The organism is Holophagales bacterium, assembly GCA_016719485.1.
In the GTDB taxonomy this organism is placed as follows: Bacteria; Acidobacteriota; Thermoanaerobaculia; order UBA5066; family UBA5066; genus UBA5066.
This window is the reverse complement of the sequence record JADJZB010000009.1, coordinates 97,485-112,741: the sequence shown is the minus strand read 5'-3', so window position 1 is coordinate 112,741 and position 15,257 is coordinate 97,485. Positions and strand designations below refer to the sequence as shown.

At 70.2% G+C, this 15,257-nt stretch carries 9 protein-coding genes and 3 pseudogenes; 6 read left to right on the top strand and 6 right to left on the bottom strand.

All coding sequences use genetic code 11. The annotated features are described in order from the left end of the window. Positions 1 to 20 precede the first annotated feature (20 nt). The 3 genes from IPN03_08220 to IPN03_08210 form a co-directional block, all read right to left on the bottom strand. A complete protein-coding gene (locus IPN03_08220; protein ID MBK9373707.1) occupies positions 21 to 1,994 on the bottom strand; it encodes a hypothetical protein in 1,974 nt (657 codons plus the stop codon). A gap of 874 nt (positions 1,995 to 2,868) precedes the next feature. Continuing rightward, positions 2,869 to 3,813, bottom strand: a complete 945-nt coding sequence (locus IPN03_08215; GenBank protein ID MBK9373706.1) for a putative sulfate exporter family transporter — start codon at positions 3,811 to 3,813, stop codon at positions 2,869 to 2,871. Further along, positions 3,813 to 5,468, bottom strand: a complete 1,656-nt coding sequence (locus tag IPN03_08210; protein MBK9373705.1) for a putative transporter — start codon at positions 5,466 to 5,468, stop codon at positions 3,813 to 3,815. The genes IPN03_08215 and IPN03_08210 overlap by 1 nt, the downstream gene beginning before the upstream one ends. 275 nt (positions 5,469 to 5,743) lie before the next feature. On the opposite strand from IPN03_08210, the pseudogene IPN03_08205 reads away from it, so the two are divergent. The 4 genes and pseudogenes from IPN03_08205 (at position 5,744) to IPN03_08190 (ending at position 10,701) form a co-directional block, all read left to right on the top strand. Next, positions 5,744 to 6,286, top strand: a pseudogene (locus IPN03_08205) (PD40 domain-containing protein). 36 nt (positions 6,287 to 6,322) lie between these two features. Next, a pseudogene (locus IPN03_08200) lies at positions 6,323 to 7,174 on the top strand (PD40 domain-containing protein). Between the two features lie 1,034 nt (positions 7,175 to 8,208). Beyond that, the gene (locus IPN03_08195; protein ID MBK9373704.1) at positions 8,209 to 9,381 is read left to right on the top strand and encodes a PDZ domain-containing protein; all 1,173 of its coding nucleotides are present in this window, start codon (positions 8,209 to 8,211) and stop codon (positions 9,379 to 9,381) included. Positions 9,382 to 10,047: 666 nt separating this feature from the next. After that, positions 10,048 to 10,701, top strand: a pseudogene (locus IPN03_08190) (hypothetical protein). On the opposite strand, the gene IPN03_08185 reads toward IPN03_08190, so the two are convergent. Then, the gene (locus IPN03_08185) at positions 10,629 to 10,937 is read right to left on the bottom strand and encodes a hypothetical protein (protein MBK9373703.1); all 309 of its coding nucleotides are present in this window, start codon (positions 10,935 to 10,937) and stop codon (positions 10,629 to 10,631) included. The pseudogene IPN03_08190 and the gene IPN03_08185 overlap by 73 nt on opposite strands. A 149-nt stretch (positions 10,938 to 11,086) precedes the next feature. Between IPN03_08185 and IPN03_08180 the strand changes: the two genes are divergently transcribed. Then, positions 11,087 to 12,139, top strand: a complete 1,053-nt coding sequence (locus IPN03_08180) for an IPT/TIG domain-containing protein (GenBank protein ID MBK9373702.1) — start codon at positions 11,087 to 11,089, stop codon at positions 12,137 to 12,139. A gap of 9 nt (positions 12,140 to 12,148) precedes the next feature. Here IPN03_08180 and IPN03_08175 read toward each other — a convergent pair whose 3' ends face one another. Then, positions 12,149 to 13,243 (bottom strand): aldo/keto reductase, encoded by a 1,095-nt coding sequence (locus IPN03_08175; GenBank protein ID MBK9373701.1) that lies wholly within the window; start codon positions 13,241 to 13,243, stop codon positions 12,149 to 12,151. A 57-nt stretch (positions 13,244 to 13,300) separates the two neighbouring features. Beyond that, positions 13,301 to 14,698: a hypothetical protein gene (locus IPN03_08170; protein MBK9373700.1), complete on the bottom strand. Its 1,398-nt coding sequence runs from the start codon at positions 14,696 to 14,698 to the stop codon at positions 13,301 to 13,303. Positions 14,699 to 14,810: 112 nt separating this feature from the next. Here IPN03_08170 and IPN03_08165 point away from each other — a divergent pair, with 112 nt between their 5' ends. Beyond that, entirely contained in the window at positions 14,811 to 15,251 is a 441-nt protein-coding gene (locus tag IPN03_08165) for a DUF2177 family protein (protein MBK9373699.1), read from the top strand. The last annotated feature ends 6 nt before the right edge of the window (positions 15,252 to 15,257 follow it).

The window sequence follows — 15,257 nt, the reverse complement described above, 5'->3', positions numbered from 1 at the left end:
CCCGTCCCTCTCCCGAAATGTCAGGGATGCTTATCCAGCTCGAGGGAGAGGACGCCGTAGGGCCCAAGCACGCCCTCCGCGCACTGCGCTGGCGAACCGAGGCTGCCGAGAGAGTGTCGGCAAAAGCGATAGTCGCCCGGGGCCATTCCCGGGAACCGGGTCTCATTGCCCCGTGTGAACATCTGGAGGAGTTGGAGCGGCAGGAAGCAGGGACCCCGCCATAGAAGGAACGTCTCACTGTTCTTCGGGGCGGGCCTTTCGACCTGGATCGTCCCAGTTGCCCCAGGAATGATGACCTGCTGCTCCTCAAGGCCAGGCGTCACCGAGAACACGTGGACCGGCCATCCCTCCTGCGCGAAGGCAAAACACTGATGGGAAGCACCCGGTTGTGTCCGGAACGAGACCCTTCCTGTCGCGTCCGTTCGCTCCGAGATCGAGGTCAGGCCTGGAAACAGGGTCGTGCGGAGGATGTTCACGCTTGCCGAAGGGATCGGGCTGCCCTGTTCGGTCACCAATCGAAGTGCAATCTGGGCCTCGCGGACGGCTACGATCTTCAGGAACGGCGAGGACCCATCGGGAGCGATCTCTGCGACCACCGTCTCGCTGACCCGGCCCGGTCCTTCCGCGCGCAGGAGATAGTCCCCTGGTTCGAAGCCCGTGAGCCGAAAGAGGCCGCCTTCGACTCTCTCCTGCACCACTTCGCGGCGACCCCCGGCTTTCGGTGAGATCTTGAGGATCGCCCTGTCGAGGTGCTTGTCGTTCTCGTCGACGATCTCGCCCGTCAGCGCGCGGTCCTCGAGAACGATTTCCAGGCGCCCGCGACCATCCCCTCCCCGGCGGATCTCCACATCGATCTGCCGGTGTACCGACGGCTGCTCGCTCGCGACGTCAACATGCCACTTACCGAGCCGCGGAAGGTGACCTTCGAGCGAGCCGTCGACCGCCGACCGGATCTCGATCGACAGATTCTCGTCCGGAGCTCCGAACGTCAGACGCCCGGCCAGGGGCTGGTCCCCGAGGCGCACGGTCCCCCTCACCTCCTCGAGCCCGAGATCGAGAACCCGTCGGTGGATCGGCCCGGCCAGCTCGAAGGCGGTTGCGTCAGCCCACCAGGCGTGCCCCTCCGACGTGCGGACACGGATCATCATTCGACGGCCGGAAGCGAGGCCGTCCCTCGACCACGCACCTCCGAGCGAGGCGGGCGCCGACGCGACGGTCTCTGCCCGCGCTGCCTCTCTCGATTCGAGCAGCTCGACCATCCAGGGCTTCCCGCCTGGGTCCTGGGGCGGCAGCAGCGTCAGCGCGATCCGCGCCGGCCTGGAGAGAACGAGCGGCTCCTTCAGATTCGCCTCCATTCCTTCCAGAACATTCGCCGGACGTCGGGCCTGGGCGAAGCCCTCCTGCTCTGCGACGATCACCCAGTTTCCGGGCGGAACGACCTCCAGGTGGAAGAAACCCCGAGCGTCCACGCCCGACCCATTGTGGTCGGGATCGCCCTGGCGTTTCGTGCCGGAGACGCCCGGTGGCTCGAGCCGGACTTTGCAGGAACCGGGCTTCGGGGCGTCTCGTTCGTTCGACACCACCTTGCCGACCAGTGACGCTCCTCGCCTCAGCTCGAGCGTCCCGAGACGCATGATTGCTCCCGGGGCGATCGTCTGGCCCCATCGATAGACGCTGACGTGGCCCTTGGCACGGAAACGCAGGTCGAAGGTGCCCGCGGGAACGACGCAGCGGAATCTGTTCTCCTGCACCGGGCACGACACGCCGCCCTCAGCGGGAAAGCCTTCCAGACCCTTCGAGCCGGGCGATGGCACAAACCTCGCTGTGATCTCGCCGACCTCTCCTGCGACCTGAAGGCGGAGTTCTCCACCGAGAATCGCTGCTGGCCAGATGCCGAAGGACCCACCCGAAGAGACGGTCTCCGGCCACGACCAGTATCCGGGAGCATCGATCGAGATCGCCCATCCCGCGGCTCCAGGCAGATCGAATCGCACGGAGCATGGTTCCTGCCTGCCGCAGCTGAATGGGACCTCGACGGGGCCGCCCGACCGTCCGAGGCCTTCGCAACGACGAATCCTCGAGCTGGCGCGCCTTCTTTGCCGTGCACCCGAACAGCCACTAGAACGCTCTCGGCCGTGATCTCCCCTGTAAACGCAGCGATCCCGAACAGCAGCAGAAGCCGCCGCGACACGCGGAGCCCTACGGGACGTAGGTGCATGTACCTCCCTCGCTGCACGAACCGCTTTCAAAGAAGCAAGCACATCCGCCATTCGCCGTCATGTAGTCGCAGATGTTCCAGCAGCCTCCGAACTCGCTGCATTGCACGGCGCAACGCACACAGCTTCCGGACCAGCAGAGGTTGCCGCCCCCGCCGCCGCCTGGATCCTGCTCGCAGGGGATCGGATTGCCGTTTGCATCCTTGCAAATCGCAGCCTCGGCCGTCCATCCGCACACAAGCAACATCACGACAAGAATGCCAGCTATGGTCGTCTTCGCCATCGTTCTCTCCTCTTAGTCGGCCGCGAACCGCTCCATAAGTCGATTCTGTCTGCGCCGCGGCTCCCCCCCCCCCCCCCCCGGAATTGTCAAGCGCTCGGGGCGTCTTGAACAACTGTATCAATTCTGACGCGAGCCGTTTCAATGAACGCCTCTACCACGGCACGGTTCCTCCGACGTCCCGTTCCGACAGTGCCCGGGGAAGGACCGGAACCCCGGAGGTTCGCTGGGCGTCTCCCCACACCTCGACAGAGCGTCTCCGGAAAGCCGATCTGACCTGTCCGCGTCCCGATAGCCAGGGACCGGCCGACAAGACCCTTCCGTTCGCGATGTCGCCCGCGGCCTTCACCGGGGGCAACGCCCCCGGTCTCCTCAGAGGGGCGGAATGAGGCCCGTGACGATCGCGGCGAGCGTCCCGGCGCTCACCAGGAGCCAGAGAACCGCCCCCTGGGCGAGGGGACGGATGCCGACCCTCCGGAGGACATCGCGCGTGAGGCCCGTCCCGATCAGGAAGAGCGTCAGGACGAGCGACTGGCGCGCCACCGCGACGAGGGTGTCCCAGAGCGGCTGGAGCGAAGGAAGGAGAGTCCTCACGGCGGCGGCGGCGACGAAGCCGGCGACGAAGAGCGGGAACTTCGGCTTCTCTTCCGAGCGGAAGAGGAGCGCGGCCAGGAGGACGCACGGCATGATCCAGAGCGCCCGCGTCAGCTTCACGGTCGTCGCCACCGCGAGCGCCTCCTTCCCGTAAGCCGAGGCCGCGCCGACGACGCTCGACGTGTCGTGGATCGCGAGCGCCGCCCAGAGCCCGAACTGCCCCTGGTCGAGCGGAACGAGCCGTCCGACGGCCGGGAAGAGGAGCAGCGCCGTGGCGTTCAGGGTGAAGACGGTCGCCAGCGAGACGGCGATCTCGTCGCTCTTCGCCTTCACGACCGGGGCCATCGCCGCGATCGCGCTTCCCCCGCAGATCGCCGTGCCGAACGAGATCAGCGTCGAGAGGGGCTCGGCCGTCCCGGCGAGGCGGCCGAGGAGCGTTCCCACGGCCAGCGTCAGCGCGATCCCGACGATCGTGTAGATCGCCGACCGGCCACCGACACGCATCACGGTCCCGAGGCTCAGACCGAACCCCAGCCCGACCACCGACGCCTGGAGGAGCACCTTGCTCCAGAGGGCCGTCTTCGCCGGCGCGGGGTTCCCCACGGCCAGGCTGAAGAGGACCCCGGCCGCGAGCGCCGTCGCGGGACCGACCCACGGAAGGAGGCACGCGGCAGCGAGGACGAAGAAGAGGACCGCCCTGTGGCGATCGGACACTCCCGGCATCAGCGCGCCAGGAGGAGGACGAGCACTTCCGCCGCGACGATGCGCAGGATCATCGTGAGCGGATAGACCGAAACGTAGCCGAGCGTCGGCGCGTCGGAGCCGGCAAGGCCGTTCGCGAACGCGAGGGCGGGCGGGTCGGTCATGCTCCCTGCGATCACACCGGTCAGCGTGAGGAAGTTGATCCGGAACGCAGCGCGCGCGATCGCCCCGACGACGAGGATCGGCACGAGCGTGATCCCCGCGCCGATCGCCATCCAGGTCAGCCCCGGCCCCTTCACGAGCGTCTCCACGAAGCCGGCGCCCGAGCGGAGGCCGACCGCCGCGAGAAAGAGCGCGATGCCGATCTCGCGGAGCATGAAGTTCGCGCTGATGGGGAGCCAGAAGACGAGCGGCCCGACCCGGCCGAGACGGGAGAGGAGGATCGCGACGAGGAGCGGGCCGCCGGCGAGGCCGAGCTTCACCGGCGCGGGCATCCCCTGGAGGTGGATCGGAAGGAGGCCCACCGCAACGCCGAGGGCGATCGTGAGAAAGACCGGGACGAGGTGCGGGTAGTTGAGGTCGCGGGGCGAGTCACCCACCTCGGCCGCGGCCTTCCGGATGTCCTCCGGCGCGCCGACCGCCAGGAGCGCGTCGCCCGTGCGCAGCTCGAAGCCGGGGAACGCCGCCATCTCGAGCTCGGCGCGGGAGACGCGCGTGATCCTCACGCCGAAGCGCGCCGCGAGGCCGAGCTCGCCGAGGGTCCTCCCGACGACCTCCTTGCGCGTCACGATGAGCCGCTTGCTCGTGATCGGCGTCGGGAGGCTCGTCAGGTCGAGATCGCTCTCCCTTCCGACGAGGAGCTTCAGGTCGTCGAGGTCCTTTCTCGGCCCGACGGCGAGGAGGACGTCCCCGAGCGCGAGGCGCGTGTCGTGGCCGGGGACCACGAGGACGCCGTCGTGGTGGACGCGCGAGACGACGAGGCCGGTCCGGTCGGCGAACGGGAGCTTCTCGAGGAGGAGGCCGTCGAGGTTCGGGTTCGTCACCTCGAGGTTCGCGCGGTGGAGGGGCGGCGCCTCGCTCCGGAGCGATCGCTGCAGGAGCTTCTCCTCGACGGGGAGCGAGACCCGGAACGCGAGCTTCAGGGCGAGCATCGCGAGGATGACTCCCGCGACGCCGAAGGGATAGGACACCGCGTAGCCGAGCGGAGGGACCGTCGCGGCCCGGGCGACGGCGGCGGCGTCTCCCGCGACCTCCCGGAGCGCCTGCTGGGCGGCGGCGAGGCTCGGGGTGTTCGTCGTCGCGCCCGAGAGGATGCCGACGACCGCCGGGAGCTCGACGCCGAGCACGAGGTGGGCGGCGGCCGCGAGGGCGACCCCCGAGAGGACGACCGACGCTGCCAGGAGGTTCAGCTTCAGGCCGCTCCGCCGGAGCGAGGCGACGAAACCGGGACCGACCTGGAGGCCGATCGAGGTGACGAAGAGGATCAGGCCGAAGTCCCGCACGAACTCCAGGACAGCCGGCTCGACCTCGACGCCGAGATGCCCGACGAGGAGGCCGACGAAGAGGACGCCGGCCGTCGACAGCCCGACACCGCGGAGCTTCACGGAACCGAGTGCCAGGCCGAGGCCGGCAACGAGCGCCAGGACGAAGGCCGCCGGGACTCCCGGAAGAACCATCCCTCCATTCTCCGTCTCTTCGTCTGCGGCGTCCAAGACAGGAGACACGCGGCGGGGTCAACCCCCGGCACGCATCCTGCGTCGATATCGAGGAACGGAGGACCCAATGAGAACGCCCCGCCGTGCCTTCGCGCTCCTGCTCCTCCTCCCGGCACTCGCCCTCACCGGATGTGCCACCGTTCACGCCTCCTCCGAGCGCTACATCGGCGTCCCACAGGCCCCGCCGACCAATCCCTCCTCCGTCGAGATCCTCCGGAAGGAGCCGACGCGCCCGCATGACCAGATCGGGGAGGTCTTCCTCTCGCCATCCCCCGACACTTCGGTCGATTCCATCGAAAAGGCGCTCCGGACCGAGTCCGCCAGGCTCGGCGCCGACGCGGCGGTCGTCGTCCACGACCGGACGAAGAGGGTGGGGACGTACATCAGCGGGTCCTGGTGGGTCCGCTACCACGCCCCGTCTACAGCCGCCAGGTCGTCGCCGTGGCGATTCGATACGACGTCCACTGAAGCACCGTCTCAGGCTCGAACCTTCCCCGCGGGCGGCCGTATCGTCCAGGCGTGGCCTTCACGCTGAACGTACGCCGATTCACCGCCCCATCCCTCCTCTCCCTCCTCGTCCCGCTCTTCGCCCTTCCCGCCTCCGCCGTCCCTGCGCGGTTCGTGAGGACCCCGGACGTCCGCGGCGACGTCGTCGTCCTCTCCTGGGAGGGGGACCTCTTCCGCGTCCCGCTCGCGGGAGGCACCGCCGTCCGGATGACGACGCACCCGGGCACGAGGAGGCGCCGAAGGTCTCCCCCGACGGTAGGTGGCTCGCCTTCCGCGCCGCCTACGACGGCCCGAACGAGGTCTACCTGATGCCGATGGCGGGCGGCGTCCCGAAACGCCTGACGTTCACCGGGAACGCCTCGCCCGTCACCTGGGCGCCCGACGGGAAGAAGGTCGTCTTCCGCTCAGGGCACGAGTCGACCTTCCGGCCCGTCCCGAGGCTCTTCTCGGTCTCCCCCGAAGGGGAGCTCCCCGAGCCCCTGCCGCCCGAGCGGGGTGTCGTCGCCTCTTACTCCCCCGACGGGACGAAGCTCGCCTACAACCGTCGCGGCGACGAGGAGTACTACTGGAAGCGCTACAAGGGGGGAGCGTTTCAGGACATCTGGCTCCACGATTTCAAGGCGAACAGCTACACCCTCCTCACCGACTACGTCGGAAAGAACTCCTACCCGATGTGGGCCGGCGGCGGCCTCCTCTTCGTGACGGACCGCGCCTCGAAGGGGGTCGCGAACCTCTGGCGCCTCGACCCGGTGACGAAGGCCGCCTCGCCCGTCACGGCGTACGAGGACTTCGACGTCCAGATGCCGTCGACCGACGGGAAGACGGTCGTCTTCACCCGGGCCGGCGTCCTCTACCGGATGGACGTCGCGACGTCGAAGGTCGAGAGGGTCGAGATCGACGTCCCGAGCGACCAGTGGGCCGTCGGCGAGCGCGCCGTCAGCGCGAAGGAGACGATCCAGTCGATGGCCGTCTCCAGTGACGGCAGGTGGACCGCCTTCGAGGCGCGCGGCGACGTCTTCCTCGTCTCCACGGAGGAGAACGGGGGGACGCGCAACCTGACGCGCGCGCCGAAGAGCCGCGAGCGCTTTCCCCGCTTCTCGCCCGACGGGACGAAGGTGGCCTTCTTCTCGGACCGGACCGGCGAGTACCAGCTCTACGTGACGGGCGTCTCCGGCGACCAGCCGTGGGAAGCGCTGACGACCGACCTCGACCGGACCGCCTACCACGCCGAGTGGTCGCCCGACGGGACGAAGCTCCTCTTCGGCGACAAGGACCTCCGGATCTTCGTCGTCGACGTGGCGACGAAGAAGCGGACGAAGATCGCCGAGTCGAAACAGCTCGCCAACGACGAGTTCTCGTGGGAGATCTCCGACTACTCGTGGTCTCCCGACGGGGCCTGGGTCGCCTACACGCACATCGGGCCGAACCGCAACGGGCGGATCTGGCTCCACGAGCTCGCGACCGGCAGGACGACCCCGGTGACCGACGGCTTCTACCACTCGGTGAACCCGTCGTTCGACGCGAAGGGAGAGCTCCTCTACTTCCTGTCGTACCGCAGCTTCACGAGCCGCATCGACGTCTTCGAGGACAACCACGTGATCCCGAAGCCGGTGATGCCCGTCGCCGTCCAGCTCCGCGCCGGGCAGAAGCCGCCGTTCGAGAAGGCCCCGAAGGACGAGGCGAAGGGCCCGGAGCCCGCGCCCGAAGGGGCGAAGGTCGGGCCGAAGGACGCGAAGGGATCGAAGGTCGCAAAGGACGCTCCGAAGACGCCCCCCATCCCGAAGGTCGTGGTCGACGTGGAGGGCCTGTCCTCAAGGCTCTTCCCGCTCCCGGTCAAGGCCGGCACCTACTTCCACCTGAAGGCCGGCAAGGGTTACGTCACCTGGGGCTCGACCGAGGAGTACGGCGAGGACGAGATCGAACAGCTCTTCTCGCCCGCCTTCGGAAAGGAGCTCCTCGGCCTGCGCGTCTTCGACGTCGCGGCGCAGAAGGAGGTCGCGCTCGAAGGGAACGTCTCCGACTGGCGGCTCTCCCCGAACGGCGAGCACGCCGTCGTGAAGAAGGGGGCGGCGTTCCACGCCTCGCCGCTCGAGAAGGTCTTCTCCGGCAAGGCCCTCGGCACGGCGCTCGTCCTCGACCGCGTCGTCGTCCGCGTGAACCCCCGCGACGAGTGGCTCCAGGTCTTCGACGACGCATGGCGCTGGTACCGGGACTTCTTCTACGACCCGAACATGCACGGCCGCGACTGGAAGGCGATGGGCGCGGCCTACAGGGCCATGGTCCCCGCGCTCAGTTCGCGCAGCGAGCTGAACTGGCTCCTCTCGCAGATGGTGGGCGAGCTCTGCGTCTCGCACACCTACGTGGGCGGCGGCGACACCGGCCCGAAGAAGGCCCCGAGCCGCTCGTCTTCACCGGGCGCCTCGGCGCCGACCTCGCCGCCGCCGCGGGCGGGCGCTTCGTCTTCCGCTCCGTCTTCCGCCCCTCGGGCACCACGGGCGACCTGGCGGCGCCGCTCGCGCGTCCCGACGTCAACGTGAAGGAGGGCGAATACCTCCTCGCCATCGACGGCATCGACCTGGCTGTTCCCGACAACCCGTACCGGCACCTGCAGGTGGCGAAGGGGCAGAAGGTCCGGCTCACGGTCGGCCCCGCGGCCGACGGGAAGGGCAGCCGCGTCGTCGAGGTCGAGCCGCTGCGCAGCGAGTACGACCTCCGCTACGACCGCTGGGTCGCGAAGAACCTCGCGTTCGTCGAGAAAGCCTCCGGCGGCGAGATGGGCTACCTCCACCTCACCGCGATGGGGGCCGAGAACATCGCGCAGTTCGACCGCTTCTACCGCGCCTTCCACGACCGCAAGGGGCTCGTGATCGACGTCCGCGGCAACGGGGGCGGGTGGGTCGAGTACTTCGTCATCGACAAGCTCCAGCGGAAGCTGACCGCCTTCAACGTCCTGAAGAACATGGAGCCCTTCGCCTATCCGCCCGGCGCCTCGAGGGCCCGCTTCGCCCTCCTGACGAACGAGTACAACGGCTCGGACGGCGAGGCCTTCGTCGAGCACTTCAAGGCGGCGAAGCTCGGGACGGTCATCGGCGTCCCGTCGTGGGGAGGCCTCGTCGGGATCGTGAACGGCCAGCCGACGGTCGACGGCGGGACGGTCCACCAGTCGAACAACTCCTTCTACGGGCGCGACGGCCACTGGCTCGTCGAGAACCACGGCGCCGACCCCGACGTCCTCCTCGAGAACGACCCCGCCTCGGCCTCCGCCGGCAAGGACCTCCAGCTCGAGAAGGCGGTCGAGGTGCTGAAGAAGGAGATCGCCGAAAGGCCGTTCACCTTCCCGGCGAGACCGGCCTACCCGGTGAGGTAGGGAGACCTCGTCCTGGCGGAGGGGAGGGGCTCGCGCTCCCCCCTCCCTGCCAGGGTTTCTCTTTCGCCTTCCGCGTGGCGCCCCGAGGCCTTAGATTGCGCGGATGCGCCGTCTCCTCCCCCTCCTCGGTATCGTCCTCGGCCTCGGCCTCGTCCTCCCCCGCTGCGGCAGACGGTCCGTTCCGCCCCGTCACGGCGCCCGCCGAGGTGGCCCAACTCTCCGTGCCCCAGGCGCGGGCCCGGGCGCTCCGTCCCTTCTCCTTCGACGCCCGCTCCTTCGCGGAGGCGGTGAGGGGGATCGCCGTGGAGCGAACCGACGAGGTCGGGACTCCCTCGACGCTTCTCGAGCTGCCGCACCCCGATGGCGGCCCCGCCCTGTTCCGGGTGATCGAGTCGCCGATCATGGCGCCCGACCTCGCGGCGAAGTTCCCCGAGATCCGCACGTTCCGCGGCGAGGGAGTCGACGACCCGACCGCCTCTGTCCGGTTCGACGTCAGCCCCCGGGGCTTCTCCGCCATGGTCCTCTCGGCGTTCGGCGCCTGGTACGTCGACCCCTGGTCGAAGGAGAAGCCGGGCTTCGTCGCCTCGTACCACCGCCGCGACGCCCTGCGCGACCCGGAGAACGTCTTCCGGTGCGAGGGGCCGGTGAAGCGGCCCGGCTTCGAGGATTCCGGCTTCCGGTCGGTCCGCACCGAGCCGGGCAGATGGAGATGCCCTCCTCTCCGTCGGCGCGACCCTGCGGACCTACCGGCTGGCGCTCGCCACGACGGGCGAGTATTCGGTCGCCGTCTGCGGCGCCAGCCCCACGAAGCTCTGCGTCGCCACCGAGCTCGTGGCGTCGATGAACCGGATCAACGGAATCTACGAACGCGAGGTTGCGGTCCGGATGACGCTCGTCGCGAACAACGACCTTCTCATCTACCTCGTCGCCGCGACGGACCCGTACACGAACAGCAACGGCGGCACGATGCTCGGGCAGAACCAGTCGAACGTCGACTCCGTGATCGGCAGCGGGAACTACGACATCGGCCACGTCTACTCGACCGGAGGCGGCGGCCTCGCCGGCCTCGGGGTCGTCTGTCGATCGGGATGGAAGGCCGGGGGCGTCACCGGGAGAGGCACGCCGACCGGGGACGCCTTCTGGGTCGACTACGTCGCCCACGAGATGGGGCACCAGTTCGGCGGGAATCACACGTTCAACGGCAGCTCGGGCTCCTGCGGGGGAGGGAACCGCAACGCGACGACCGCCTATGAGCCCGGCAGCGGCTCGACGATCATGGCGTACGCGGGGATCTGCGGGTGCAGGACCTCCAGCCCAACAGCGACCCCTACTTCCACGCCGCGAGCTTCGACGAGATCGTCACGTACACGACGACGGGGCCCGGGCTCGGGCTGCGCCGGCGGCCCAGCACCGGAAACTCGGCTCCGACCGTCGAGGCGCGCGACGTACTCGATCCCGTCCCGGACCCCGTTCGCCCTGACCGGCTCGGCGACGGACCCGGAGAGCGACCCGCTGACGTACTGCTGGGAGCAGTTCGACCTCGGCGCCGCCGGCACCGGGTCCACCTCTACCGACAACGGCTCCGCCCGATCTTCCGCTCCTTCAACCCGACGGCGAGCCCGACGCGGACTTTCCGAAGCTCTCGGACGTCCTCGCCGGGACGACGCCCACCTATGGCGAGACCCCCCCGACGACCACCCGGACGATGACGTTCCGCCTGACCGCCCGCGACGACCGGTCCGGCGGCGGAGGCGTGAACTCGGACACGACGACGGTTTCTTCCGTAGCTTCCGCCGGTCCCTTCGCGATCACCGCCCCCGCGTCCGCCGTCAGCTGGGCCGGCAACTCCGAGCAGACCGTCACCTGGAGCGTCGCGGGCACGACCGCCGCGCCGATCTCCTGCGCGAACGTGGAGATCGCGCTCTCGGTCGACGGAGGCGTCACGTTCCCGACGACGCTCCTCGCTTCGACGCCGAACGACGGCGCCCAGTCGATCACCGTCCCGAACACGCCGACCGCCGGCGCGACGGCCCGGATCAGGGTCGCGTGCCCGCCGAACATTTTCTTCGCGATCTCGAGGCCGAGCTTCACGATCACGGCTCCCGTGCCGCCACCGACCGTCACGGGCGTCGACCCGGAGTCGGGCTCCACCGAGGGCGGAACGGCGGTCACGATCACCGGGACGGGATTCCTCTCCGGCGCGACGGTCTCGATCGGCGGCGTCGGAGCGACCTCGCCCGTCGTCGTCTCGGCGACGACGATCACGGCCGTCACCGGGGCGCACGCCGAAGGACCCGTCGACGTCGTCGTCACGAACCCGGGCGGCGGCACGGGAACGAAGGCGGCGGCCTACACCTACGTCGCGGCGAGCACGGGCCTCCGCTTCTATCCCGTCACGCCGTGCCGCGTCCTCGACACGCGCAACGCCGACGGGCCTTTTGGCGGCCCCGTTCTCGCGGCCTCGCCCGCGGAGCGGACGTTCGGGGTCGTCCCGGCCTGCGGCGTCCCGGCCGACGCGAAGGTCGTCTCGGCCAACGTCACGGTGATCAGCGGCGCGGCGCCCGGGAGCCTCCGGATCTACCCTGCCGACGCCGCGCTCCCGGTCGCGACGACGATCTCCTTCGGTGCCGGGAGGATCCGCGCCAACAACGCGATGCTCCTCGTCTCGACGACCGGCGGCGCCGGGCGCGTCACGGTCCGCAACGACGCCGCCGCCCCCCTCCACCTCGTCGTCGACGTGAGCGGGTACTTCCGGTAGGGCTCTCCCTCACGCCTCCCAGCGGTGGAACCAGAGGGACTGCTTCGCCACCGGCTCGGCCTTCGTCTCGAGCGCGGCCATCTGCGTGCGCGCCAGCGGCGTGAAGCCCCGCGCGATCGCCACGTTCTCCTCCAGCTGCGCCACGGAGTCGCAGCCGACGATGACGGTCGAGACCGGGAGGGAGAGGACGTAGCGCATCGCCTCGGGCATCGAGAGCGTCCCGGGGCGCGTCGCCTTGATCTTCCCGCGCTGCTCCTCGAGCGGGGGCGGGACGTAGCCCGCGAGGAGCCGGCCGCGGGCCGGGACCTTCATCCCGATGATGCCCATCTCCTTCTCGACGGCGAGCGGCAGGAGCTCGCTGCCGAACGGGAGGTGGTGCGGGTCGGCGGCGTTGATGGCGAGGAGGATCGCGTCGAACGGGAAGCGCCGGATCGCCTCGGCGAGGACGGCGGGGTCCGTGTGCCCCGAGAGTCCGAGGAAACGGACGAGCTTCTGCTCGCGAGCCTGCTGGAACGCCTCGAGCGCCCCGCCCTTCGCGAAGACCTTCTCCACGTCGTCCATCGTGCTCATCGCGTGGAGCTGCCAGAGGTCGACGTGATCGGTCTTCAGCAGCTTCAGCGACGTCTCCAGGAGCCTGAGCGAGCCCTCGCGTGAACGGTCGTGCGTCTTCGTGGCGAGGAACGCCTCGTTCCGCCTTCTCGCCATCACGGTCCCGAAGTACTGCTCGCTCCAGCGCGCCTCGCCCCCGTAGCGGGCCGAGGTGTCCACGTAGTTCACGCCGAGGTCGAGCGCCCGCTCGATGAGCGGCACGGCGACGGCCTCGTTCTCCGGCTTCTCGAGGGCGGCCTGGCCGCCCAGGCTGAAGAGGCCGACCCGGAAGCCGGTCTTCCCGAGGTTGCGTGTCGGCATCGCCTCGGCGGTCCGGGGGTTCCACGGGAGCGCGTCCGGCTTCGCCGCCGCCTTCGCCTCGGCCCCCTTCGCGGGAGGCACCGGGGCCGCCCCGAGCCGCCCCGTCACGAGGCCCGCGGCCGCCGCCGCTCCGAGCTTCAGGAGGTCGCGCCGCTCCATGGCCCCTTCCCTCGTCGTCTCGTCCCGTTCGGCCATCACACACCTCCCGCCGGAGCCCCGGCACGCCCAGTATCGCCCGGCCGCAACCCCGCCTCAGAGGCGCGGCTTTCGACCGCCTCCCGCCTCGATCTCCGCGACGTGGGCCCGCGCCCGCGCGGCGAGCGAGGGGTCTTCCGTGGCCGCCGCCACCTCGCGGAAGACGCCCAGCGCCACGGCACCCTCCCCCGCGTTCAGGAGTCCGACCGCGGCGTTGAACCGGCGGACGAGCCGGTTGTGCGTCACGAGCCGCCGCAGCTCGCCCACGTCCCAGCCGAGGGCGGCCTGCATCTCGGGGTCGTATCCGAGCGACGCGTGAAGCGCCTCGAGCCGGGTGAGCGCCTCCTCCTCGCGGCCCGCGTCGATGAGGCGATTCACGAGGTCGACTTCCGCCGGCACGTCGCGCCGGACGGCGATCGTCGCGCCCGGCAGCGTCGAAGCGAGGAGCGGGGCCGGGGGCGGCACCGCCGCGGGCGCGCTCGAACCCGGTTTCGTCTCGGGCTCGGGCAGCCGTCGGCCTTTCACGACGCCGCCGAGGACTCCCGCGGCCCCGGTCCGGGTCAGCGGGAGGAGGCGGCCGACGGGCGGCGCTCCTGCGGGAACGTCGACGACGCGGGCGAGCGGCCGCGACTCGACGACGTGTCTTTGCGCCCGTTCGAGGAGCGCCCGCTCGCCCTCGCCGAACGCGTCACGGAAGGCGGCCGGCCCCTCGCGCCCTTCGCGGGCGAGCGCGGCGAAGCGGTGGAGCGGACCTTCGCCATCGGGGGTCCCCTGCAGCAGGACGTGGACGACGGCCCAGGCCTGGGCGCGCAGGAGGGCGACCGTTGCATCCTCCCCCTCGAGCGCCGGCGCGGAGAAGAGGCGCGGACGCCCCGCCGGGAGGCGGGCGGCGCGAAGCAGGGCGACGTGCTCCGGCACGAGCCGCCCCATCGTGGCCCGCTCCGGGGTTGCCGAGAACGTGGAGAGGTACTCGCCAAGCCCCGCCACGAGCCACTCCGGGAGCGGCACTCGCGACCGGCGCCCGAGGGCGGTCGCGACGGCGCGAAGGAAGCCGGCGCGTTCCTCCTCGTCGCTCGTCGCCGCGAGGACGATCCGGCCGCTCGTGGGACCCGTCGGTGGATAGCCCACCCGGGCGAGATGCCCGGTGTCGTGAACGACGGCGGCGACGAGCGGCGGCGAGGCGCCGAACGCCCCCGGAACGAGCCCCGGCATCAGGGCGACGAGCGCTCGCAGCGTGACGGCCGTCTCCGCGAGGCGTGCGTCGGACGCCGTCCCGACCACCGTGACACTCCCCACCTCCACCTTTCGCCACGCCTCCCGGTCGGGAGCCGGGGCGGGAGCGGAGAAAGCCAGAGCGCCACCCAGCAGGGGCGAAAGGAGGGCTGCCGCCAGAGACGGCTTCGATGGCCTCCACGGCCTCCGTTCTTCGCACGTGCCCTCCGGGTACGGCGTCACGTCGTTCTCCTCCGCCGTCTAGTATCGCCCGCAAGACGGGTCGCCGGCTTCCGTCGGTGTGACCGCGAAGTCCAAACGGGGCCGTGAGACGTTGTAGGGTGGGGAGACTCCCGTGAGCATTCGACCGAACGTCCAACCCTTCCCGTCCGTCGTGACTGCGACTCTTGCAACGGCCGCGGCGATGCTCGTCCTCGACCTGGCGTGGCTGGGCATCGTCGCGCGCGGCCTCTACGTCTCCGCCCTCGGACCGCTGATGCGTCCGGAGGCCTTCTGGCCGGCGGCCGCGCTCTTCTATGCGTTCTACGTCGCGGTGATCGTGGGCTGGGCGGTCCTCGGCACCCATAACGCGCGAGCCGCGGCCCGGCGCGGCGCCGGGCTCGGCTTCGTCGCCTACGCGACCTACGAGCTGACGAACTGGGCGGTCCTCAGGGACTGGCCGGCATGGATCGTCCCGATCGACATCGCGTGGGGCGTCGTCCTGACCGCCGTCGCCGCCCTTGCGGGAAAGCTCGCCCAGCAGGGCGTCCGGGGAACCCGGGGCACGGTCCGGTGACCTCGA